22 protein-coding genes are annotated in these 20,040 nt (G+C 45.6%); 4 read left to right on the top strand and 18 right to left on the bottom strand.

Annotation, left to right across the window (positions count from 1 at the left end; translation table 11 throughout):
* Positions 1 to 20: 20 nt before the first annotated feature.
* From E7X56_RS01035 to yciH, 4 genes are all read right to left on the bottom strand, one after another.
* On the bottom strand, positions 21 to 956 hold the full coding sequence (locus E7X56_RS01035) for a tetratricopeptide repeat protein (protein ID WP_135603983.1): 936 nt from the start codon (positions 954 to 956) through the stop codon (positions 21 to 23).
* Between the two features lie 43 nt (positions 957 to 999).
* Entirely contained in the window at positions 1,000 to 2,220 is a 1,221-nt protein-coding gene (locus E7X56_RS01040) for an Nre family DNA repair protein (RefSeq protein WP_135603985.1), read from the bottom strand.
* Positions 2,217 to 2,579 (bottom strand): transcriptional regulator, encoded by a 363-nt coding sequence (locus E7X56_RS01045; RefSeq protein ID WP_135603987.1) that lies wholly within the window; start codon positions 2,577 to 2,579, stop codon positions 2,217 to 2,219. The genes E7X56_RS01040 and E7X56_RS01045 overlap by 4 nt, the downstream gene beginning before the upstream one ends.
* 182 nt (positions 2,580 to 2,761) lie before the next feature.
* Positions 2,762 to 3,070 carry a stress response translation initiation inhibitor YciH gene (yciH, locus tag E7X56_RS01050; protein ID WP_048193589.1) on the bottom strand — a complete coding sequence of 103 codons (309 nt, stop codon included), beginning with the start codon at positions 3,068 to 3,070 and terminating at the stop codon, positions 2,762 to 2,764.
* An 80-nt stretch (positions 3,071 to 3,150) separates the two neighbouring features.
* On the opposite strand from yciH, the gene E7X56_RS01055 reads away from it, so the two are divergent.
* A complete protein-coding gene (locus E7X56_RS01055) occupies positions 3,151 to 3,504 on the top strand; it encodes a DUF192 domain-containing protein (RefSeq protein ID WP_135603989.1) in 354 nt (117 codons plus the stop codon).
* Positions 3,505 to 3,587: 83 nt separating this feature from the next.
* A complete protein-coding gene (gene purL / locus E7X56_RS01060; RefSeq protein WP_135603990.1) occupies positions 3,588 to 5,735 on the top strand; it encodes a phosphoribosylformylglycinamidine synthase subunit PurL in 2,148 nt (715 codons plus the stop codon).
* Between the two features lie 96 nt (positions 5,736 to 5,831).
* On the opposite strand, the gene E7X56_RS01065 is transcribed toward purL, so the two are convergent.
* Positions 5,832 to 7,010, bottom strand: coding sequence for a cysteine desulfurase (locus tag E7X56_RS01065; protein WP_135603992.1), 1,179 nt, complete (start codon positions 7,008 to 7,010; stop codon positions 5,832 to 5,834).
* Positions 7,011 to 7,053: 43 nt separating this feature from the next.
* Positions 7,054 to 7,209, bottom strand: a complete 156-nt coding sequence (locus E7X56_RS11670; protein ID WP_167879413.1) for a hypothetical protein — start codon at positions 7,207 to 7,209, stop codon at positions 7,054 to 7,056.
* Positions 7,210 to 7,365: 156 nt separating this feature from the next.
* Between E7X56_RS11670 and E7X56_RS01070 the strand changes: the two genes are divergently transcribed.
* Positions 7,366 to 8,646 (top strand): YcaO-related McrA-glycine thioamidation protein, encoded by a 1,281-nt coding sequence (locus tag E7X56_RS01070; RefSeq protein WP_135603994.1) that lies wholly within the window; start codon positions 7,366 to 7,368, stop codon positions 8,644 to 8,646.
* A gap of 4 nt (positions 8,647 to 8,650) precedes the next feature.
* Positions 8,651 to 9,301, top strand: coding sequence for a TfuA-related McrA-glycine thioamidation protein (locus tag E7X56_RS01075; RefSeq protein ID WP_135603996.1), 651 nt, complete (start codon positions 8,651 to 8,653; stop codon positions 9,299 to 9,301).
* Between the two features lie 3 nt (positions 9,302 to 9,304).
* On the opposite strand, the gene E7X56_RS01080 is transcribed toward E7X56_RS01075, so the two are convergent.
* From E7X56_RS01080 to E7X56_RS01125, 12 genes are all read right to left on the bottom strand, one after another.
* Entirely contained in the window at positions 9,305 to 9,754 is a 450-nt protein-coding gene (locus tag E7X56_RS01080) for a metal-dependent transcriptional regulator (RefSeq protein WP_135603998.1), read from the bottom strand.
* Between the two features lie 59 nt (positions 9,755 to 9,813).
* Positions 9,814 to 9,984 carry a hypothetical protein gene (locus E7X56_RS11675; RefSeq protein WP_167879414.1) on the bottom strand — a complete coding sequence of 57 codons (171 nt, stop codon included), beginning with the start codon at positions 9,982 to 9,984 and terminating at the stop codon, positions 9,814 to 9,816.
* Positions 9,985 to 10,014: 30 nt separating this feature from the next.
* Entirely contained in the window at positions 10,015 to 10,344 is a 330-nt protein-coding gene (locus tag E7X56_RS12000) for an NUDIX domain-containing protein (protein WP_371413330.1), read from the bottom strand.
* On the bottom strand, positions 10,232 to 10,663 hold the full coding sequence (locus tag E7X56_RS12005; protein ID WP_244603353.1) for an NUDIX-like domain-containing protein: 432 nt from the start codon (positions 10,661 to 10,663) through the stop codon (positions 10,232 to 10,234). Before E7X56_RS12005 ends, E7X56_RS12000 begins: the two co-directional genes overlap by 113 nt.
* Positions 10,664 to 10,732: 69 nt before the next feature.
* Entirely contained in the window at positions 10,733 to 12,025 is a 1,293-nt protein-coding gene (locus tag E7X56_RS01090) for an MgtC/SapB family protein (RefSeq protein WP_244603354.1), read from the bottom strand.
* A 499-nt stretch (positions 12,026 to 12,524) separates the two neighbouring features.
* Positions 12,525 to 15,791: a PGF-pre-PGF domain-containing protein gene (locus E7X56_RS01095; RefSeq protein WP_135604002.1), complete on the bottom strand. Its 3,267-nt coding sequence runs from the start codon at positions 15,789 to 15,791 to the stop codon at positions 12,525 to 12,527.
* Between the two features lie 241 nt (positions 15,792 to 16,032).
* Positions 16,033 to 16,413: a NifB/NifX family molybdenum-iron cluster-binding protein gene (locus E7X56_RS01100; protein ID WP_135604004.1), complete on the bottom strand. Its 381-nt coding sequence runs from the start codon at positions 16,411 to 16,413 to the stop codon at positions 16,033 to 16,035.
* Between the two features lie 96 nt (positions 16,414 to 16,509).
* On the bottom strand, positions 16,510 to 17,166 hold the full coding sequence (locus E7X56_RS01105; protein ID WP_135604006.1) for an MBL fold metallo-hydrolase: 657 nt from the start codon (positions 17,164 to 17,166) through the stop codon (positions 16,510 to 16,512).
* Entirely contained in the window at positions 17,166 to 17,738 is a 573-nt protein-coding gene (locus E7X56_RS01110; protein ID WP_135604008.1) for a DUF1847 domain-containing protein, read from the bottom strand. Before E7X56_RS01110 ends, E7X56_RS01105 begins: the two co-directional genes overlap by 1 nt.
* A gap of 39 nt (positions 17,739 to 17,777) precedes the next feature.
* Complete coding sequence (locus tag E7X56_RS01115; RefSeq protein WP_135604010.1) at positions 17,778 to 18,647, bottom strand: ATP-binding protein; 870 nt, start codon at positions 18,645 to 18,647, stop codon at positions 17,778 to 17,780.
* On the bottom strand, positions 18,644 to 19,501 hold the full coding sequence (locus E7X56_RS01120) for an ATP-binding protein (RefSeq protein ID WP_135604012.1): 858 nt from the start codon (positions 19,499 to 19,501) through the stop codon (positions 18,644 to 18,646). The genes E7X56_RS01115 and E7X56_RS01120 overlap by 4 nt, the downstream gene beginning before the upstream one ends.
* 8 nt (positions 19,502 to 19,509) lie before the next feature.
* Positions 19,510 to 19,896 (bottom strand): NifB/NifX family molybdenum-iron cluster-binding protein, encoded by a 387-nt coding sequence (locus E7X56_RS01125; protein WP_135604014.1) that lies wholly within the window; start codon positions 19,894 to 19,896, stop codon positions 19,510 to 19,512.
* Between the last annotated feature and the right edge of the window lie 144 nt (positions 19,897 to 20,040).

The raw sequence follows: 20,040 nt of genomic DNA on the forward strand, positions 1-20,040 counted from the left end.
ATCAATATCCATTTTTTTGTTCATGCGATGGAAGTGATCTCTTCCCTTGCCTTTTGGGCCTCTTCATTATCCGGCTCAAGCTCAAGCAGGAGCTCATAAGTTTTCAGTGCATCGGTGATGTTGTCTTCCTGTACGCAAAGTTCAGCGGCATTGGCAAGTATATCCTTTGCTTCCTCTTTGTGTCCAAGCCTATATAGCAACTTACCCCTCTGTCTCCAGAGGTCCACGTTGGTCACATCGATCTCAATGGCACTCTCTACTGCATTAAGAGCATCAAGATATGCATCCGGACTATTGGTAACGAGTGCTTTCATCTCCCATATCTCGGCAGCTGTAAGGAAACATTCCAGTGCATCCTTTGATTGTCCGAGCCTTCGATGTGCCACTCCTTTTATGAATATCGGTTCAGTGGCATCTTCCATCAGGTCTATTGCAGAATCCAATGCACCGATCGCTGCACCATATCTTTCTAAGTTGAAAAGCACCATTGCCTTGTTGTACCATGTATGCCCCATGTCGGGCTTAAGCTCAATGGCATGTTCAAAGTTTGCAAGTGCTTCATCCGTATTTCCCATTTCCGCGAGGATGCTGCCTCTTAAGAAATATGTATCAGCATCATCAGTAGCGACCTCGGCAAGCTTATTGAAGGTCTCAAGTGCACTTTCAAGGTCTCCTTTAGTAGCAAGGACATTGCCTTTCAGTTTGAGCACTTCTGCATCGTCACCCAGCTTCAGAGCCTCTTCGGCAGCTTCAATTGCTTCATCAAAAAGGTGAAGTCCGAAGAGTATCTGTCCTTTGATAAGCCATGCTACTGTGGGATCCGGGGCGTGTTCGATAGCCTGTTCCACAACATCCAGCGCTTGCTCATGCTGACTTTCCCTGCACAGAAGACGTACTTTGTTAAGCAGGAAATCTGCCAGTTCCTGTGGTGACATATTGTCTTGGTTCTCAGACATAATGCCCAATTGTATCGTACCATTTTAATGTCTTGCGGGAAACTTACAAAAAAGAGTCCAGTGTTCTCTGGAAACGGACGTCTGAAAGCATTTTGGTCTTAGCTTTCCATTCCTGTGCAGGTGTACGAACACGCGTCGCCATGTCATCAAGCGCCTCCTCTATCGTTTCAAAGGTGCGTGGAATGGATGACATTGCATATCGGGCAGCTTCCCGCACTACCCAGACACCCAGTGGTGCCCAGTACTCAGGTGTGATCTCCCTTATCATGAACACCGATGCCTGCCTGCCAGCGTCTTCCAGATATTCCAGGGCAGCGATGCGGGCTGCATAGTAACCTCCTGCAAGGTTCGAATATCCTTTCTTTCCATTGATATCTTCCATATCCTGCCCTATCCAGGAGGATCCGCCTGTCCAGACCGACCGTTTCATCCAGATCTCCAGAAGCTCGAAGGAGAACACCCTTGGAACGAGCATTATCTCAAAATAGTTCCCGAAACATCCGCCGCTGAATACGGATATCTCACTTACTAGTGGCATGTCCCGTACGTGGTCGATGATGTCCTTTCCTGCCATATCATCGGTTGCGGTGATGGCCCATCGGGTGGGCACAAGTTTGCGCTGCTGCCCCAGAAGACCGATGGAAAGCAGCCTGGTGATATGTTCGGTAGGTATGTCGCTCCTGAAAAGTTCGCATACGACATCCTTTGCAAGCGCATCGGTGTCATATGCCAGGTAGTCGACCTTCTTCGGTACCTTCGGGTTCTCTGCTATATCAAAGTCCTTTACTGCTCCTGATGGTCCCATGGGTGTCAGGACACTGTCAAACTTCAGTTTCTGTTGAAGGGGTTTAGTGAACCATGCCTCGGTGTCTACCGGTGATCTGGAAAGGGCCAGCTCCTGTGATTTTTCCAGCAATTTGTGTGTCTTCATCGCATCTTTCACATTGATGGTCGTGTTTGCCCTGACAAGCTGGCAGCGGGCGGATATCACATCCTGGATATCCATTGATAACCATTGCTTGGGGTCTTCAAGCATCATTGCATCTTTTGCATCCACCTGGGGTGGTATCATCGGGCCGGCCGTAACTTGTGGATAGCCGTATCTTCCCACAAAGACAGCTGGTGGGGATGCACCAAAAATAGAACCGTCTGTCGAGATCGCCGCTGTGGTATTCTCTGTTGACCTGAATTTTTCAAGGATCGGACATAAAGGTCGCCCGCAAAGTCCTTTTCCCTTACATTTTATACAAAGGCTTTTGCTCAATCTTCCTCGTCACTTTTGCAAAGGATACAGTATTCTGCTCCGGGTACGTTCTTGTATAACCAACCTGAACGCTGTACGAACTTGCATACCTTGCACATCCCTTCGGTTAATAACTTGTCAGATGATCCGTTCACAAGTTTTGTGGCAAACGTCCTGATCTCTTCGATGGTCTCTTCTGAAAATCCAACCTCTGCTCCTCGTTTTGCACTGACGTACTGGGAGACGGCTGCTCTTGAAAGGCCTAATATGTCTGCGACTTGCTGTTGGGTGCATCCATGATCGACCATCATGGAACGTGCAAGCTCGGCACGTATGGCAGGTAATACTTTCTGTACCATTATCTCGCAGGTAGGTTTCATTATTATACTTCCTTTTTACGTCCTATATGTTCTTTTCGTCAGGTCGTTCAAGTTTGAGCATTTCAGCCGTATGTACAGATACCTTCAAATTTAAAAAAAGGAAACATGGCAATTTTGTATGACCATGTTCTGTATTCGAAAAGTTAAATGAGTTGGTGATGCACAATGTGCATATCAATTGGTCAGTCTTTGATTTGTTCCGGAGAGAAACCTTTCTGGACAAGGACTTCCTTCATACGGGTCAGATGGTTGCCCTGTAGTTCAACGGCACTTCCTTTTACAGTTCCGCCACATGCGAACTTTGATTTAAGGTATGTGGATAGCTCATGTAGGTCGATCTCGTTTGCATCGAATCCTTCCACAACTGTAACTTCTTTACCGTATCGTCTTCTGTTCACTTTCACTGTAATTCGCTGTTGCTCTTTTGCCACTTCTTCGCATATACATAGCTCTGATGGCAAACCGCAAACCGGGCACATTTCTGAACTCATCTTCTGGTATTTCCTCCGATCATTTATTCACCTGTATACTATTTATATAAACAATAACCAGATATCATATGTAATTCACAATGTTATTAATATCTAATGGTGATGTCATTGCATCGGATGTTGAATATGCCAAAAGCATGTTCAGTCAGGCAAAGGGCCTGATGTTCAGAAGCTCTGTTCCGGATAGCTATGCTATGATCTTTGTGCTATCTTCCCCGAAGAAGATCTCCCTGCACATGCTCTTTGTTCCTTTCCCTCTGGACGTTCTTTTCCTGGATGATGAAAAAAGGATCGTGAAGACTACTTATCTTCGACCATGGGTAGGCCTGGGGGACTCCGGTGAAAAGGTAAAGTACATCATAGAGCTTCCCGCCGGCACAATTTCCCGTTATGATCTTTCGATCGGCGATCAGGTTATGTTCGATGGATTGTGAACTCCTATTACCTTTGGAAATCTTTATCTAATCTATGGTTTATTTAAGCCTAAATCATACTCCTGATATTATGAGGCGCACAAATGTTACCGGAAAATGACCTGAAGATCATAACAGAAGAGATGGGCAGAGAACCAAACCTTGTTGAACAGGGATGCTTTTTGAACCTATGGAGCGAGCATTGCTCCTACCGTTCCAGTGCTCCTTTGCTGAAGACCTTTACCACTGTTGGCGACCGTGTGATCATCGGACCCGGTGATGATGCCGCAATTGTCCGTTTTGGTGATGGCTGGGTACTTGCCATTGGTATGGAAAGCCACAACCATCCTTCATATGTGGACCCTTACAACGGCTCCGCAACAGGTGTCGGTGGTATTGTGCGTGATATCATTTCCATGGGTGCCAGACCAATTGCACTGATGGACCCTCTTTATTTCGGTCCGCTGGACACTCCTAAGAACCTCTATCTCTTTGAACATATCGTGGAAGGCATTGCAGGATACGGTAACTGTATCGGAGTTCCTGTTGTCGGGGGAGAGGCATATTTTGACGAGACCTACAGCGGAAATCCGCTTGTTAACGTTGTCTGTGTCGGACTGGCCCGCGAGGAGAACATCGTAACCGCCTGTGCACAGAAGGCAGGCAGCAAACTGGTCCTTGTGGGTTCCACTACAGGACGCGATGGTCTTGGTGGTGCTTCATTTGCTTCCCGTGACCTTTCAGAAGCTGCAGAAGCAGAGGACCGTCCAAGCATCCAGATCGGTGATCCTTTCACTGAAAAGCTCCTGATCGAAGCAACACTTGAAACAATAGGTACCGGACATGTGCTTTCATGCAGGGACCTTGGTGCTGCAGGTCTTGCAGGTGCCAGCTCTGAAATGGCATCCAAAGGCGATCTTGGAATGCGTCTGATAGCTGACAAAGTAATACTTCGCGAGTCCGGAATGACCCCTTATGAGATCATGATATCCGAGTCCCAGGAACGTATCCTCTTTGAAGTTGCACCTGAGAATGTGGATAAGGTCCTCGACATCGCAAAGAAGTACGACCTTCACGCCAGCATGATCGGTGAGCTTACAGAGCGTCTCTATTACACCGTCGAGTTCGAAGGCGAGGTTGTCGCAGATATGCCTGTCAAGCTTCTCACAGAAGGTGCACCGACCTTTGAGCGCCCCTCAACAGCTCCTCAGGAACGTGACATAGGGGATAAGCCAGAACTTCCAGCTGACCTGAAACAGGCAGTACTGGACATTCTTTCATCTCATAACATTGCATCAAAGGACTGGATATACAGGCAGTACGACCATGAGGTCCAGATCCGTACCGTGGACAAACCCGGCTCAGATGCAGCGGTCCTTCGCATTGCAGACGGCAAGAGTCTTGCAATGTCCTGTGGTTGCAATCCGGGACATACCCTTCTTGACCCGTATGAAGGTGGAAAAGGAACCCTCGTTGAGAACAGCATGAACCTTGCTGTAAAAGGTGCACAGGGTATAGCCCTTGTGGATTGCCTCAACTTCGGTAACCCCGAAAGACCGGATATCTACTGGCAGTTCAAGCAGGCCATCCTTGGTCTCGGTGATGCTGCAAGGGATCTTTCCATTCCGGTCGTCGGAGGTAATGTCTCCCTCTACAATGAGAGTGGTGAATACGGCACAGCTATCGTACCAACACCATCCATCGGTCTTATCGGGATAACCGATGACATTGAGACCGTCCCTGGTTCCTTCTTTGCAGGAGAGGGTAGCTCTGTGATCCTCGTGGGAAGCACCTTTGATGAACTGGGCGGTTCGGAATATTACAACATAAAAGGACTCAGGAACAATGGTCGTGCACCAAAGGTACGTGAAGATGCTCCAACGATAGTAGAGTCCATCATAAATGTCATCAGAAGTGGAAATGTCGTAGCAGCTCATGACGTGTCTGCCGGCGGACTTGCCGCGGCTCTTGCTGAGATGTGCAACGAAATAGGTGCAAACATCGATATCTCAGATGTCGGTGAAGATCTCAGACCTGATGATGTCCTGTTCTCAGAATCCCATGCAAGGGCTATCCTTGTAACATCTGAGAAAGATAAGGTTGTCGAAATGCTTGGTGATATCCCATATTCCGTCATCGGTAATGTTGGCGGAGATGACTTACATATCAAAGGAAGGGAATTTGATATCTCCCTTTCCCTGAAAGAGATCGCAGAAGCAAGAGCAAGTCTCACAAAACTGATGATGGAATAAATTCCATTATCTTCTTCCTTCTTTTCTCTTTTTCTCGATCCTTTTAGCTAAAATTGTGGAGACGATCGTCTCCTGTATGGCTTAAATAAAAAAAGATCATGCGAGCATTGTTATCTGCTCGACACCCTCTATCAATGAATCAACTTCTTCTTCTGTGTTATATAATGCAAAGGATGCCCGCACAGTTCCTTCAACTCCCAGCATGTCAACGGACGGCATTGCACAATGGTAACCGCTGCGAACACAGATCTTCCTGGTCTCGTCCAGTATCATGGCAACATCATGCGGGTTCATGCCTTCCACATTGAATGGGACGACCCCTGTCCTGTCCTTAGGTCCGTAGACCTCCACGCCCTCTATCTCAGCAAGACGTTTTGCAGCATCTTCGGATAGTTCCTTCTCATGTTTTTCGATATCTTCCACGCCGATCTCCTGTACGTACTCAACAGCACGCCCAAGGCCGATAACTCCCGGGATGTTCGGTGTTCCTGCTTCGAACTTTGAAGGAGATGGTTCCAGCTCATAGCCTTCTGTAGTAACAGCATGGACAGTGCCTCCGCCAACGTAGGTCGGTTCAAGGACGTCAGGATCTTTGATACAGAGTATTCCCGTTCCCTGCGGACCGAGCATTCCCTTATGTCCGGGTGTGACAAAGAAGTCGCATCCGATCCTTTTAACGTCCACAGGCATGTGTCCTGCGGACTGTGAACCGTCCACGAGCACCATTGCACCGCTTTTCTGTGCGACCTGTGTTATTTTTTCAACATCTCTGATCGAGCCGAGGACATTGGATACATGGTTAACTGAAACGAGTTTTGTCCTGTCATTAATTGCAGCATCAACATCTTTCGGGTCCACACATCCTTCTCTGTCACATCCGACGATGGTGACCTCTACGCCTTTTTCCCTTAATCTCATCCAGGGCAGGAGGTTTGAGTGATGCTCCACAAGAGTTGTCACAACGTGGTCGCCTGCTTCCCATTGGAGGCCAAGGGCGACCATGTTGATACTTTCACTTGCATTTTTGGTCAGGACGGTGTTCTCAGGTGTGGTGTTCAAAAAATCTGCGACCCTGTCCCTTGCATCCTCGTAATTATCGGTAGTTTGCCGGGCGAGCCTGTGAGCTCCGCGACCATGATTTGCTGCGTATTTGAAGAAGTAATCGTTCATGGCATTGACTGCCGGGACAGGCGTCTGGGTTGTAGCGCCATTGTCCAGATAGATCACTTCATCAAGGACGGGGAAATCTTTGCGTACGGACTGAATGTCATACATACACTTCCTTACGCAAGATAGCTAAAAATATGTTTTGCAGGCGTTATTTTGCCAGCATTCCACCGAGAATGAACTTGTAAAGTTCCAGTTCTTCAGCATCCAGCTTTTCAGTGGTCTGGCCACTTACAACCGAATGGTATGTCCCGTCTTTTTCCCGTCTTCCATATTCATCACTTATTTTCGTGACATTTCTCATCATATATTTCCTCCTGTCTCTTCAATTGAGCTCTTAAATATTTAGCCTGTTAAAAGGACTAAACATAACATTATGTCTCTATAAAATATAATCCTTTCGGCTAACATCTTTCTCGGGTTTGTCGCAAGAAATATAAGTTGCAAAAGAGTTCCGATTAACATGTCCTATATCCCAATTGACCGGTCATTACAGTATATGGATGGTACGCAGCGAGTTCTTGATGAGGAGACAACTCTTCGTAACACGAAACCCCACCTGAAAGAGATAGGGGTTACAAGGATAGCCAGTATCACCGATCTGGATCGGATAGGCATCCCGGTATTCTCTGCCATCAGGCCATCTGCTGCCGAAGGTGCTATTTCTATCTACTCCGGTAAAGGTTCTACCGAGTCGCAGGCAAGGATATCGGCCATGATGGAGAGCTTTGAGAGATGTCTTGCAGAGCGTGTAGGTGTAAATGCTGATATTGTAGAGGATGTGGTCGCTGAAGAGTTCGTTGAATCTGTTGAAAATGCCGCGAAGGACTATGAACTTCTTGATCCGCATAGCCTTCTTCTGCCTGAACTATTGCCTCTGGAAAGCCTGGTCGAGTGGACTCAGGGCTGGGACCTTTTACGCGAGAAGGAGATCTATGTTCCTTCAAATGCAGTATATCATCCATACGATTCCCCGGGTATGTCCGCAAGGCTTTTCAGAAGCAATACCAACGGTCTTGCATCGGGAAATGTCATAGAGGAAGCAATATTGCACGGGTTGCTGGAGGTCATCGAGCGTGATGCACTGAGCATTGCCGAATTCAACAGGAATCCGGGCAGGGAAATTATTCTTACCGAAGAGGACGGTACCAATTATGAGCTGATGAAGAAATTCGCATCAAACGGGGTACAGCTCAAACTATGGCTGCTTCCACATGATACAGGTATTACCTCTGTTGTAGCAGCTACAGATGACCTGGACCTGAAAGATCCTGCTTTGCTTGTAATGGGTGCAGGTTCCCACCTGAAACCTGAGATCGCAATAAGAAGGGCCATCACCGAGGCTGCCCAGTCAAGGGTCGTGCAGATTCACGGTGCCCGTGAGGACACTGACAGGGAATCTTTTGTCAGGCAGATCGGGTATGAGCGTATGAAGAGAATGAACAATTTCTGGTATGACGGGGCAGTGACCATCACAACCGGACAATTGAATGATATCTCCAGGTCAACTCCTGCAGAGAACATCGATGCTGTACTCGATGAACTACGCAAGATCACGGACAGTGCCATTGTGGTCGATCTTTCCCGCAAGAGCGTAGGTGTCCCGGTCGTAAGGGTCATAGTTCCCGGATTCGAGCAGTACACACTTGACCGTGAACGTGTTGGCTATCGGGTGAGACAAGGGCGCAAACAATCAGCATCTGCCGAGAAACCCTGGAAAAGAAGGTTCGGCAAACGAAAGTGATCCCATGAGAGCAGTTATCTTTGCAGGTACGAGTATCAGCCACGAGGATTCAAAAGCTATCCTCGATGCCGTTTACCTGCCACCTGTGGCAAGAGGCGACGTCGATAAGGTGGCCGGTCAGGGTTATGATGTAATTGGCATCATCGATGGTGTTTTCTTTGACAGGGCTGCAGTAGCCCACAAGGAAATAATCCGTGCAATGAAAAAGGGCATCAAGGTAGTTGGCGGATGCAGTATGGGTGCGTTGCGTGCTTCTGAGCTTGACAGTCATGGCATGATCGGTGTAGGCAGGATCTATGGCTGGTACAGGGATGGTATCATCGAAGCGGATGATGAGGTTGCAGTGACAACCAATCCCGAGACCTTTGAACAGGTCTCAACACCGCTTGTGAACATAAGGGAGACCTTCCGGGCAGCCCTCGATGAAGGTATTATTGATAGTGAGACCTGCGAAGGTCTTATCAGGATAACAAAGAGCATCCACTATCCTCAAAGAAGTTACCTTGGTATAATCAAAAAGGCAGTTGAGGAAGGAATTCTGGAAGACCGGGAGCCTCTGCTGGAATATTGCAGGAGCAATGCCTCAGATGTAAAAAGGGAAGATGCAGTATTGGTGCTTCAGAAGGTAAAAAAGATCATGGAAGCAGGCGAATGAAGCTTATTTTTCATTTTCTTCGTGGTGTTCATGTTTAAGGTTACAGCTGTCATGTTCGATCCTGCCGCAAACCCCGAAAGCCGGATGTCCCATTGAATCACAAATAGCATTTATGGCTTTTTTTGACACATAACCTTCAAACCTTTCAACCTCTGCACATGATTCCTCTGCAGTGAGCCCGTAATGATTAAGCATCAGGCTAAGTATCCTGTGCCTTCTCAACAGGAAATGTGCATAATCCTTTCCTTTTTCCGTAAGACTGAAACCCCTGTATGGAACATGGTTCACATATCCTGATGAAGCAAGCTCATTGATTGCTTTGGTGATCGTGGAAGGGTCCACGTTCATGTGGTTAGAGATCTCGGTGGTGCGTACATTGTCGCTCCTTTCAAAAAGGTATTTCAGGTATTCGATCTTCCTTGGTGAAAGTTCCAACCCTGTTATATCATTCATATGGAGGATTATGCAAAGATTTATTTAAAATTTGCGTGGGTACCAAAGATCCACCTGTTTCAGTCACAACTTTCGTGTTTGTCTATGAAATGGTCTATGAGGGCCCGTGAGATGCTCTTCTTTCCCGGAAGCTTCGGAATGTCATCCACATGGAACCAGCAGGCATCCTCTATCTCATTTACGTCGACGTCGATCTTCCCTTCTGCAAAGTTAGCTGTAAATCCTATCATCAGCGAGGACGGGAATGGCCAGGGCTGGCTTCAAAATAGTTCAGGTCCTTTACGAAAAACGCCGACCTCTTCCTTTATTTCCCTGTGGGCTGCATGCTCGATGGTTTCCCCGGCTTCCACAAACCCTGCCACAAGCCCATAGGCACCATCCGGGAAATGCTTTGATCGCGCCATAAGAATGTGATCTTCCCTCTCTATCAGCACTATGACAGCAGGGCTTATCCGCGGGTATGCCATGTGGTCACAATTATGGCATTGCATTCCCGTTTCTTCCGGGACGTAGTGGGTACTTCCTCCACATAATCCGCAGTATCGGTGAGTGCGGTAAAAAATCAGCCATTTGAACTGCCCGGGAGGCAATACCGAGCATTTCCTCATCAATTGCACCATATAGGTCATGAAGGCCAAAGTACTGCATATTGCCTTCAACAAGCTCTTTCTCCATTTCAAAACAGTAACATGTTACATCACCGAGTGTTCCGATGTAGATCACTTCAGTGTTGTCGGGGATATGCTTTTTGGGATAACATGAAAAATATTCATCAGGCTGACTTTCAGCATCGATCAGTATCTTTCTTTGATGCACAGGTAAATAGAGTGCTTTTCCTTCTGAATTGCTCTCATTGCCATGGAACACCAGTTCTTCAGTGGCAAAAGAAGGTCGGTACTGTGTATTCATTAATATCACTTCATGAGGGGATGTTTTGAAAGGTGTTCACATCCAATGCATATCGTCTTTCGCTTATCTTTAGAATCCGGTATTATTGGCGTAGCGGCTCCACAGGTATAAAGTGGATATCCCCACGATAGCTATCAGTAACATTGTATTCCTTGAGCGGCAGTAGAGTTCCTTTGATCCGGGTATCCTTATAAGGACCAGCTTGTTTAGCGTGCTGATGATCCCTGCTACCACTGCTGTCTGTGCAGCTACCGTATATGATACATTCCCTGTGAAAGCCAGCGCAGCAACGGATGCAGTTACAGCTGAACTGCTGACAAGTCCTCCAAGTGCCGATGCATAGACCCCGGCAGTACCAAGGAATTCGCTTGAAATACTGGTGATAACCAGCAGGATGGTAAAGATCGCACCGAACCTGAAAGCAGGTTTTAATGCAAATGGTGAACCGATCTCCAGTGGTTCGGTCATAACATCATTTTCTTTCCTTCGGATAATGACGATGGCAAGTGTCAGTATGAGCATTGCTATTTGTGGAGGCAGCATCATCAGCATGGTACTTGCACTGGGGTCGACTATCAATGCGATCAGGGTGTTGCTGATTATCATTGAGACGTTTGACATCAGTATCCCGATGTACAGTGCATCCATCAGGCTGGACCTGTTCTTTGACATGGTTGCAAGTGCAACGGTGGTTGCCTCACTGCTTATGAATCCTCCAAAAAGCCCGGAATATGATATTCCTCCACGGGTTCCGAATCTTTTGAGGGAGATGTAGCTGACAAAACCGATGAACATGACCAGTACCACGATAAGTATGGCCGATTTCAGGTTCAGAACTCCCATCACAGGCTCTTCCGGCATCAGCGGATAAAGGATGAAAGCGACCACAAGGAACTGGACCGCATTGATTATTTCGTCATCTGAGAGATGTTGTGCAAAGGAGTGAAGCGGTTTTTTCTCAATTAGCAGTAAAGTGATGAGCACAGCTATGATTATCGCAAAGAGATAACGTCCTGTGGCTACCAGCACACCAAGCAGGTAAGTTGAGAACAGTGCGATGGAACTTGTCATTCCAAGTTTCCCGCTGGCCGTGTATATTCTGTATACGAGCACAAAACAGGAAGCTGCAACCAGTGCCGTGCTGATCTGCAGTATGGCGATGTCCATCACTTCCGCAACATAGGTTGCAAGCATACCGATAAGACATACTATTGCAAACGTGCGCACACCTGCGAAGATCTCCTGATCCTTACGGCGATGCTCCCTTTCTATGCCTATCAGTATCCCTATCAACAGAGACAGGATAGCTTTTGTCAGAAAGTCGTATAATACAGGGTCCAGCCCAAGATCAAATGTTAACACAACGCAGCCCCTCAAAGTGGTATGGGAATTTTGGTTTCGATCACTTTATATTAATAATATATATCTCATGACCCCTTATAGTATTTTTGAAGTCTTTGCGATATTGCCATCACATTTCATTTAGTATTCAACATTTAGCAGTTGGCATAACAATTTGCTTAATAGATGGCCCAAATAGGATGTGGGGTCCTAAATTTGATCGATCAGCAGATATTTACAAGTGGATTAGCTCATACCTTCTTGGCAGGCATATACAAAACGCCATCAACATTCGGTACACAAGCTCAGGAATTCCTATAAGGAACTTGATCGCGATGCAAAGACCGTTGTCATCTGCGGAAGCGGGCATCGCTTGAGCATGGGTGCAAGCATCTGCAACAGAAAGGCTTCAGTAATGTCCAAAATGTTTCCGGCGGGCTGACCGGTTACAATGCTGCAGGATTTGGTCCGATTGCTCGTTGTGTGCACTTCCGTGGATCTCTTCCGGGAAAGTGAAGTATCAGCTTCGCTTCCTCAATACCAGATAAGCACATCCAAATATTGCCATCACTATGTCATTTGACAACAGTGGAAGTGACTTGCTTTCAGATGTTGTTTCTGCATTTGGTTCCAATGTGTTGTTGCTCGCAGTTACATCAGTCAAATCCAAACTTTGGTCTGTAATTTCTACCTGTTGCGGAGAGCCTGTAATAGCAAATGGTGAAAACCCTGGCGTTTTGGCTTCAAAGTAGATGTATTCCATATCCTCACTGAGAATTGTAGTAGGAAACTTTGTCCATTTTCCATCATGGTTCCTGTATATTGTTATTGTCGTTTCATCAATCTCATTCTCATTAATCCAAGATTTGCTGACCCTAAACCCAATGAACGGCTCTGCAATGTTGTTATCTGTTGCAAAACCTGCTTTGCCAACCCAAATGTTCATGTGCTGATAAACCATTCCCGGTGGATTGTCTGCAACAAGTGTCGATCTACCGTTGAGGACTTCGATAGTTGTTGATATCTTTCCCGAGTTCTTCAAAGAATAGAATCCAATATAATCGATTTCGTCTTCTTCCTCATCGAAGTAATAAATGGCCTCGGAATCTTTGTTGATATATAAGGTCTGAACTTCTTTCAGTGCAATGTTCTCGAAGGCTTCACCGGTGTTGCCGGAACCTCCTCCACCGGATGATGAACTGGTTTTACGTGGGCTAGGGGGATCTATGGTGAAATTAACCATTGATGATCCCACATTGCCTGCGGTATCGTTGGCGAACACGGTGATATTGTGTTTACCTTCTGACAACGTTAGTGTAATGTTCGGAGTAAATGTATGATTGCCTGTAGCGTTGACGTTGTACATCCAGTTTGTCACATCTTCATCAGCAGATACGTTTAGGTTAACAGTTTTCGTGGCATATGTGGTGTTCTGAGGAAGTTCGATAGTTACTCTAGGTGCTGTCGTATCAATACTGAAATTAACCATTGAAGACCCCACATTGCCGACATTATCCTTGGCGAACACCGTCACGTTGTGGTCTCCATCAGGTAGGCTAAGTGTAGTGTTCGGAGTAAATGTGTGATTATCTGTTCCGTTGACTTTGTACATCCAGATCGTCACATCCTCATTAGCAGATACGTTTAGTTTAACAGTATTTGTGGCATATGCAGTGTTCTGAGGGAGTTCGATAGTTACAGTAGGCGCTATCGTGTCAATACTGAAATTAGCCATCACTGATGCCATATTACCCATTGTATCGTTAGCGAACACTGTCAAGTGATGTTCACCATCGGGAAGGGATAGTGTGGCGTTGGGACTAAACGTATGGTTGCCTGTAGCATTGACGTTGTACATCCAGGTATCCACATCTAAATTTGCAGACACATTCAGAAAGATTGAACCTGTACTGTAATTGTAACCTTCCTGCGGTTCATCCATCGTTAAGCTGAAAACAGGTCTATCTAGCACATTAACAGTCGTTGAGTTTGTTACACTACCATTGGTTGCCGATATTGTGGTGTTGCCTGCAGTGTGTGCGGTAAACAGACCTGAAATTGCATCAATGGTACCAACAGTCTGATTCTGAGAACTCCAGACAACATTGGCATCAATTGAATAATTATACTGGTCGAGTATTTCATCGTTGAATTGTAGAGTTTCTCCTTCATAGATGGTTGCATTTACCGGATCAAGTATGATCGCTGAAACCTGTGGATCATCACTAAATGCTTTGATGCAGATGCTCGTATTTTCATAATCGGTTGTTATGTCGGTCCATGAGGTTCCATTTGAACTGATGTAACCTTCACCGGGATTGGAGGTTGCTTTGCTACTGTGTTCTTCAATTGTTGGAGACTCTATTGCAACAAGATAGGCATAATCCGGATCAATGAACTTGATTACAACGGAAAAATCCTGATCTTCTTCAAGTTTTACAGGTTCGGTTAGACGGATCGTATGGTATCCTCCATACTCAAAGATACCGGATGTAGAATCTACATGTCCGGAGGAGTTAATAGGCCCTTGGTCCGGATCATTATGTATGTATAGTTCATAGTCCGTCATTTCATCCGTTGTATAGAAGCTGACAGCATTCAGATATTCATCGGAACCTGCTGTGAAAATGTTTGCAGCCCATGAAACATTGCTAGTAACATTTTCATACCCGAAATTACGTGTATGTCCCAATGGATCATATTGGTAGATATTATCGTAATTATCCACTTCCTCTGCACCTACAAAGACTGCCACTTGGCCACTATTATTGTTAAATGATGCTTCATAATACGATATGTAGAAATATCCTTCATCACCAACACCGGTGCCCCAACTGTTCTTACAGATAAAAGCACCATCACCAGGAGGTGTGATGTTAAAATTATCTTTTGGATAGGAATCGTTCCATCCTACCAGGGCAACAGCGTGACCTCCTACATGATCATTCCCGTCATAATAATAGGTCAGATGGCTGTCATCAAATCCAGTCCAATTGACAGCAAAATAAGAGTATACTGCCCCATATTCCATGACTGCATTTTTCAAAAAATCATCATCATTTGAAGTGTCATTATCTCTATATGGAAGGTAGATCACTTCCTGGACATGTTTTCTTTCAGGGATGCTGGTGTCCGAATGAATTGATGTGTCATCATAGGGATCATCGGATTCATTTACCGGCCCGGTCCAGCGGGACAGGTAAGCCAGTGCCATATTGCAGTTTCCACCATCATTGGAGTTGCGGTCAAATCCTTCGGGATAATTCTCAGACAATAGGTTCTTCATATGATTCTCGGATAGATCATAAAATCCGTCGGCAGGGATCATGCATGATTCAAGAGATGCATATACCGCATGTGCCCAGCAACTGCCTGATTTCCCCTGGTCTCGTACAGGAGTTACCATGTTCTCATTGCGGAGATCGTAATATGCCGGCAGGGTTTCCTCAGATGCTGAGAAAAAGCCAATGTCATTTACACTGGATATATAGCTTTTGTCTATATGTGAATTGTCAACCGGGGATGGAATCAGGCCATTTACAGGATATCTTTCTTTTATTGATTCGTCTGTGTTTAGCGAGGATGATATCATGTAGGCGTCCCTATTCCCATTTTCTTCCAGTTTTTCCATATACTCGATGAATTCCGGATTGATCGGGGCCAATTTTGGTGCCGGAATTATAGTTTCATTTATTACAGGTGAATTATCGTCTGAATGTATAGCAAGTGCAACATTAGCTATACAAAATAATATTATTATTAGTGTAATTATTGTAACAGATCGCATGAGAACAAATCCTGATTATCCATGATCGTTGGAAGTTCGAAGGGAGTATATATTGTTGCATAAGTCCCAATTCTATAACATATTTAATATAGTTCGTCAGCTACATATTCCTAAAAAAATTATAATATTTTTATATGTTCTTATAATGTTTAGGCGATCCATCTCTAACAAAAGTACAAAAGGCTCACTTTTGAGGCTCGTTTTCATGGATGTTATCGAAATCAAATAGTTGATTATCTTCTCAAAGGCTATGCTGAGTCAGCCCGAAACCGTGATCCTTGCTCAGATTTATGCTCTTCGGTCGGTAGAGGTCCCCTGCTTTCCAGGAGTCTATAGCATCCTGTACCGTACCATCAGCGCCCACGAAGATATCGATGTCATTCTTGTTCAGCAGGTCAACGATCTTCTGGCCGACCCCGGAACACAGGACGATAGCCACTCCAGCTTTTACAAGAAGTTCATGCGGAAGTCCCTTTCCTCCCACATGGACACTTGTGTTCTCTATGACCTGAACTTCTTCTGTTTCGTTGTCATAGATCGTGTATGTCGCAGCTTTTCCGAAATGGAGTTCGATATCATTGTCCAATCCGCCTTTTTCCGTGCTGGGTATAGCAATTTTCATATTCTCACCTTTTCTCCGGAAGAATATGTTCTCATTGTTTGATATACTTCTGCATGGTATGCTGTTTCAGGCAGCTTTTATTGTTGGTTAGGGAATTCAGAAATTAAAACTGTGCCCTGATGCAATAGGTACGAAAGTATTCGGGAATCTTGTTCTGATAGCCTCAATATTCGATGTGCAGTGGCCGGCACCTATGAATTCCAGTCCTTCCAGCAGGTCGTATTCCTGGCTATCATGTAATCCCCCGATGATCCCACAGACATCTCCCTCGGATGCTGCTGTTCCTATTATGGCTTCCAGACCAGGGTGTGCACAGCCTGTAATAACGTATATCCCATTGTCCGTTTCCAGCATCAATGACTGCTCCTTCGGGTTATTTCCAAGTTCACCTGTAGAAAAGACGTTGTTGCATATCATGCATTTTTCGGTGATCTCGTGCAAAGTTGAAAGAGCTGACATCTCATTTTTAAGTTTCTCTGAAAATGATGCAGGGACATAGACATCAAGATCCCTGTTAACATTCAGTATTTCCGGGACACCGCCTATATGATCCCAGTGCTGGTGGGAAAGTACAAGAATGTCGATCTCTTCGATAGGGATATTAAGTGCTGAAAGATTTTGCTTTAAGGCACATCCGTCCCAGCCGGTATCGAACAGTATTTTCTTTTCTTCGGTCTCGATAAAGCAGGAGAACCCCCAGCCTTTCTGGAGTCCTTCTTTAGCTTCGTTGTCATAGACGATCGTGACATTCATCACATCTTCTCCATGCCGAAACGGTTCTTCAGGTAATATCCGGAATAGAGTGCTCCTGCAGGATTGTGTGTGAGTACCCTGTCCTTTACAATGAACGTCGTAACAGGTGCTTCTGAATATTTGTTGAACATTATGTCATGGCCCATGCAGAGTCCGACTATGATGTTAAGGTCGGTCTCCGCCCTGTTTAGCATCATTGCCTGGGCAATGGGGTTGCAGGTAGTTTCCCTGCCATCCCTTATCTTGTCCAATCCGTATTTCTCCTTGTCTACGCCACAGATCTTGCAGCATACTGACTCTACGATAAAATCCTTCTCAAGTATTTTGCAAAAGGTCCTAGCCTCATTTTCCAGCCCCACACAAAAAGCAACTCCAAGCTTACGATATCCCATCTCTTTTGCAAAAAGGATCAGCTCTTCAAGCCTTGTCTTCTCCATGTAGAAGTTCGCCTCGATCTTTGAAGCTACCTTCATCATCTCGAGGTCTTCTGACCTGTATTCTGCCTGTACTTCTGCCGGAGTACAGTCTTTTCCCTGCCTGCATCTTTTCGTATCACAGGATGCACATTTCATGGCCTGTTCACCTCTTAAAAGTTAATTTATTTTTTTGGATCATGGACTTTCACAGAGCTCTGACCTTACAGTTTTCCAGATTTCCCTGAGATTTTTTGAGAACTCATTGTCTGCATATTCAATGACGGTCTTTTTTCCGATCATCGCTTTGTTCGGGATCGTGTCATATGGTAACTTTCCTGCTACGATGATGCCGTTTTCCTTACAGGAGGTCTCGATCTGCTTTGTGTTCTCTTCATTGATGCTATATTTGTTAATACAGACGATAGCCGGTATCCCGAAGTGGTCAGTTACCTGTATTATCCTTTCAAGGTCGTGTATTCCGGATAGGCTTGGTTCTGTGACAATGAGGGCAAGGTCTGCACCTGTAATGGCTGCTATTACGGGACATCCGGTTCCAGGCGGTCCGTCACATATTATCAGGTCGGATCCATTCTGTCCGGCAAGTGATAATGCATGTTCTTTTACTGCAGTGACCAGTTTGCCGCTTGCTTCTTCTCCGATCATGAGCTCTGCATGTACCATTGGACCATACCTGGTCATGGAATCAAAGACACTTCCTGATGGGTTGTTTACCATTTTGATGGCATTTTCAGGGCATACATATTCACAGACTCCGCAACCTTCGCATTTGCAGCTATTTATGGAATGGTCTGTATAGATTGCATCGAAATTACAATTCTCGATACATATGTTGCATCCGGTACATCTTTCAGTATCGATATGTGCGATTTCCATCCCGTGGAAGTCGGAGGCCTCTGTTATCTCAGGCTTCAGTACCAGATGCAGGTTCGGTGCATCCACATCACAGTCCGCAATTATGGCATTCTCTGCCATTGATGCAATCGCAGCAGTGATGGTGGTCTTCCCTGTTCCTCCTTTGCCGCTGATGATGACAAGCTGTTTCATGCTTCTATCTCCCTGCCATATCTGTCCTGGATCGAGCTGTAGAGATGTATGAACTTCTCTTTCCACTGTCCCATTTCCTGCACAAATGGTATCCCTTCCGAATACAACTGCGCGATCTTTGTGTCGTGGGGTATCTTCATCAGTATCTCGATATTTTCGTTCATGCAATATTCTTCAACACTATCATCACCGCTACCGCTTCGATTGATGACGATCCCATGTGGGATCTCAAGTGTTCGAACTACTTCCACTGCCAGTTTCAGGTCATGCAATCCAAATGGAGTGGGTTCTGTAACAAGGATACAGTAGTCAACATCCTCAAGTGTTGTCAGGACCGGGCATGCGGTGCCCGGCGGTGCGTCAATGATGGCGGTCCTGCCCGGGTCAATGTTCTTCTTGAGCTCACTGATCACAGGTGAGGCCATCGTCTGCCCTATGTCCAGTAATCCTTCGTAGAGTTCAGGCCCGTTCTCATCGTCTGCGGAAGTTTTCCTGATGATCCCTGTAATGGTCTCATGTTCCTGTATGGCTCCTTCAGGACAGACCATTATGCATCCTCCGCAGCTGTGGCATAATGTTGGGAACGTCAGGATCTTGTTCGGGAGAGTTGCAATTGCATTGAAACGGCAGAAGTCAGAACATTTTTTACAATATGTGCAGTTCTCTTCCACAATTTCAGGGATCATGGATGTTACTTCTGTGAGCTGCTCAAGTTCCTTATTGAGGAACAGGTTGCAGTTCGGCTCTTCAACATCACAGTCAATGAGCTGAGCGTCTTGGAGGGAAAGGGCAAGGTTGACCGCTACGGTAGTTTTGCCGGTGCCGCCTTTTCCGCTTGCTATGGCGATCTTCATGATATCAATTAATGCTGATTGTGGTCATGGTCATGGTCATGTCCATGGTCCTGACAGACGTTTTCACTGTTTGGGCTTGCAAGGTTGCCTGCTTTCCAGTCGAAAATGGCTGTTTCCACAGTTCCCTGTGCTCCGACAAAGACCTCTATATCAAAATTTGAGAACATGGTTACAGCCTTTTGTCCAAGTCCTCCGCAAAGCATTATATTGACACCTGCCTCCGATAGTAGTTCCGGTGGCAGTCCAACGCCTCCGTTGTGCTGGCTTGTATTCTCTACGATCATAACTTCATCTGTCTCTGTATCCAGTACAGTATAGACCGGAACCATTCCAAAGTGCTGTCCGACATTATCTTCCAATCCACCATTTTTTGCAGAAGGTACGCATACTTTCATCTTTTTTACCTCTCGTATATGTTTAATTTTGATTTATTATGCTCATATACGATGAAGTATTTAAAATTAATGGGAAACATTGATATATTTACTCTCGCTTGTACATTTTAATCTTCGAGAGCTTCAATAGGGTGCCAACGAATT

It is taken from the genome of Methanococcoides sp. NM1 (assembly GCF_900774285.1).
Classification (GTDB): Archaea; Halobacteriota; Methanosarcinia; order Methanosarcinales; family Methanosarcinaceae; genus Methanococcoides; species Methanococcoides vulcani.

Bases quoted from the DNA above. Each gene is read 5' to 3' on its own strand.
- E7X56_RS01035 (WP_135603983.1), bottom strand. From the start codon at position 956: ATGTCTGAGAACCAAGACAATATGTCACCACAGGAACTGGCAGATTTC.
- E7X56_RS01120 (WP_135604012.1), bottom strand. From the start codon at position 19,501: ATGAAGATCGCCATAGCAAGCGGAAAAGGCGGCACCGGCAAAACTACC.
- E7X56_RS01105 (WP_135604006.1), bottom strand. From the start codon at position 17,166: ATGAATGTCACGATCGTCTATGACAACGAAGCTAAAGAAGGACTCCAG.
- E7X56_RS01065 (WP_135603992.1), bottom strand. From the start codon at position 7,010: ATGTATGACATTCAGTCCGTACGCAAAGATTTCCCCGTCCTTGATGAA.
- E7X56_RS11670 (WP_167879413.1), bottom strand. From the start codon at position 7,209: ATGATGAGAAATGTCACGAAAATAAGTGATGAATATGGAAGACGGGAA.
- E7X56_RS11675 (WP_167879414.1), bottom strand. From the start codon at position 9,984: ATGATAGGATTTACAGCTAACTTTGCAGAAGGGAAGATCGACGTCGAC.
- E7X56_RS01070 (WP_135603994.1), top strand. From the start codon at position 7,366: ATGTCCTATATCCCAATTGACCGGTCATTACAGTATATGGATGGTACG.
- E7X56_RS01080 (WP_135603998.1), bottom strand. From the start codon at position 9,754: ATGAATGATATAACAGGGTTGGAACTTTCACCAAGGAAGATCGAATAC.
- yciH (WP_048193589.1), bottom strand. From the start codon at position 3,070: ATGAGTTCAGAAATGTGCCCGGTTTGCGGTTTGCCATCAGAGCTATGT.
- E7X56_RS12005 (WP_244603353.1), bottom strand. From the start codon at position 10,663: ATGAATACACAGTACCGACCTTCTTTTGCCACTGAAGAACTGGTGTTC.
- E7X56_RS01075 (WP_135603996.1), top strand. From the start codon at position 8,651: ATGAGAGCAGTTATCTTTGCAGGTACGAGTATCAGCCACGAGGATTCA.
- E7X56_RS01055 (WP_135603989.1), top strand. From the start codon at position 3,151: ATGTTATTAATATCTAATGGTGATGTCATTGCATCGGATGTTGAATAT.
- E7X56_RS01115 (WP_135604010.1), bottom strand. From the start codon at position 18,647: ATGAAACAGCTTGTCATCATCAGCGGCAAAGGAGGAACAGGGAAGACC.
- E7X56_RS01045 (WP_135603987.1), bottom strand. From the start codon at position 2,579: ATGAAACCTACCTGCGAGATAATGGTACAGAAAGTATTACCTGCCATA.
- E7X56_RS01110 (WP_135604008.1), bottom strand. From the start codon at position 17,738: ATGAAATGTGCATCCTGTGATACGAAAAGATGCAGGCAGGGAAAAGAC.
- E7X56_RS01095 (WP_135604002.1), bottom strand. From the start codon at position 15,791: ATGCGATCTGTTACAATAATTACACTAATAATAATATTATTTTGTATA.
- purL (WP_135603990.1), top strand. From the start codon at position 3,588: ATGTTACCGGAAAATGACCTGAAGATCATAACAGAAGAGATGGGCAGA.
- E7X56_RS01100 (WP_135604004.1), bottom strand. From the start codon at position 16,413: ATGAAAATTGCTATACCCAGCACGGAAAAAGGCGGATTGGACAATGAT.
- E7X56_RS01125 (WP_135604014.1), bottom strand. From the start codon at position 19,896: ATGAAAGTATGCGTACCTTCTGCAAAAAATGGTGGATTGGAAGATAAT.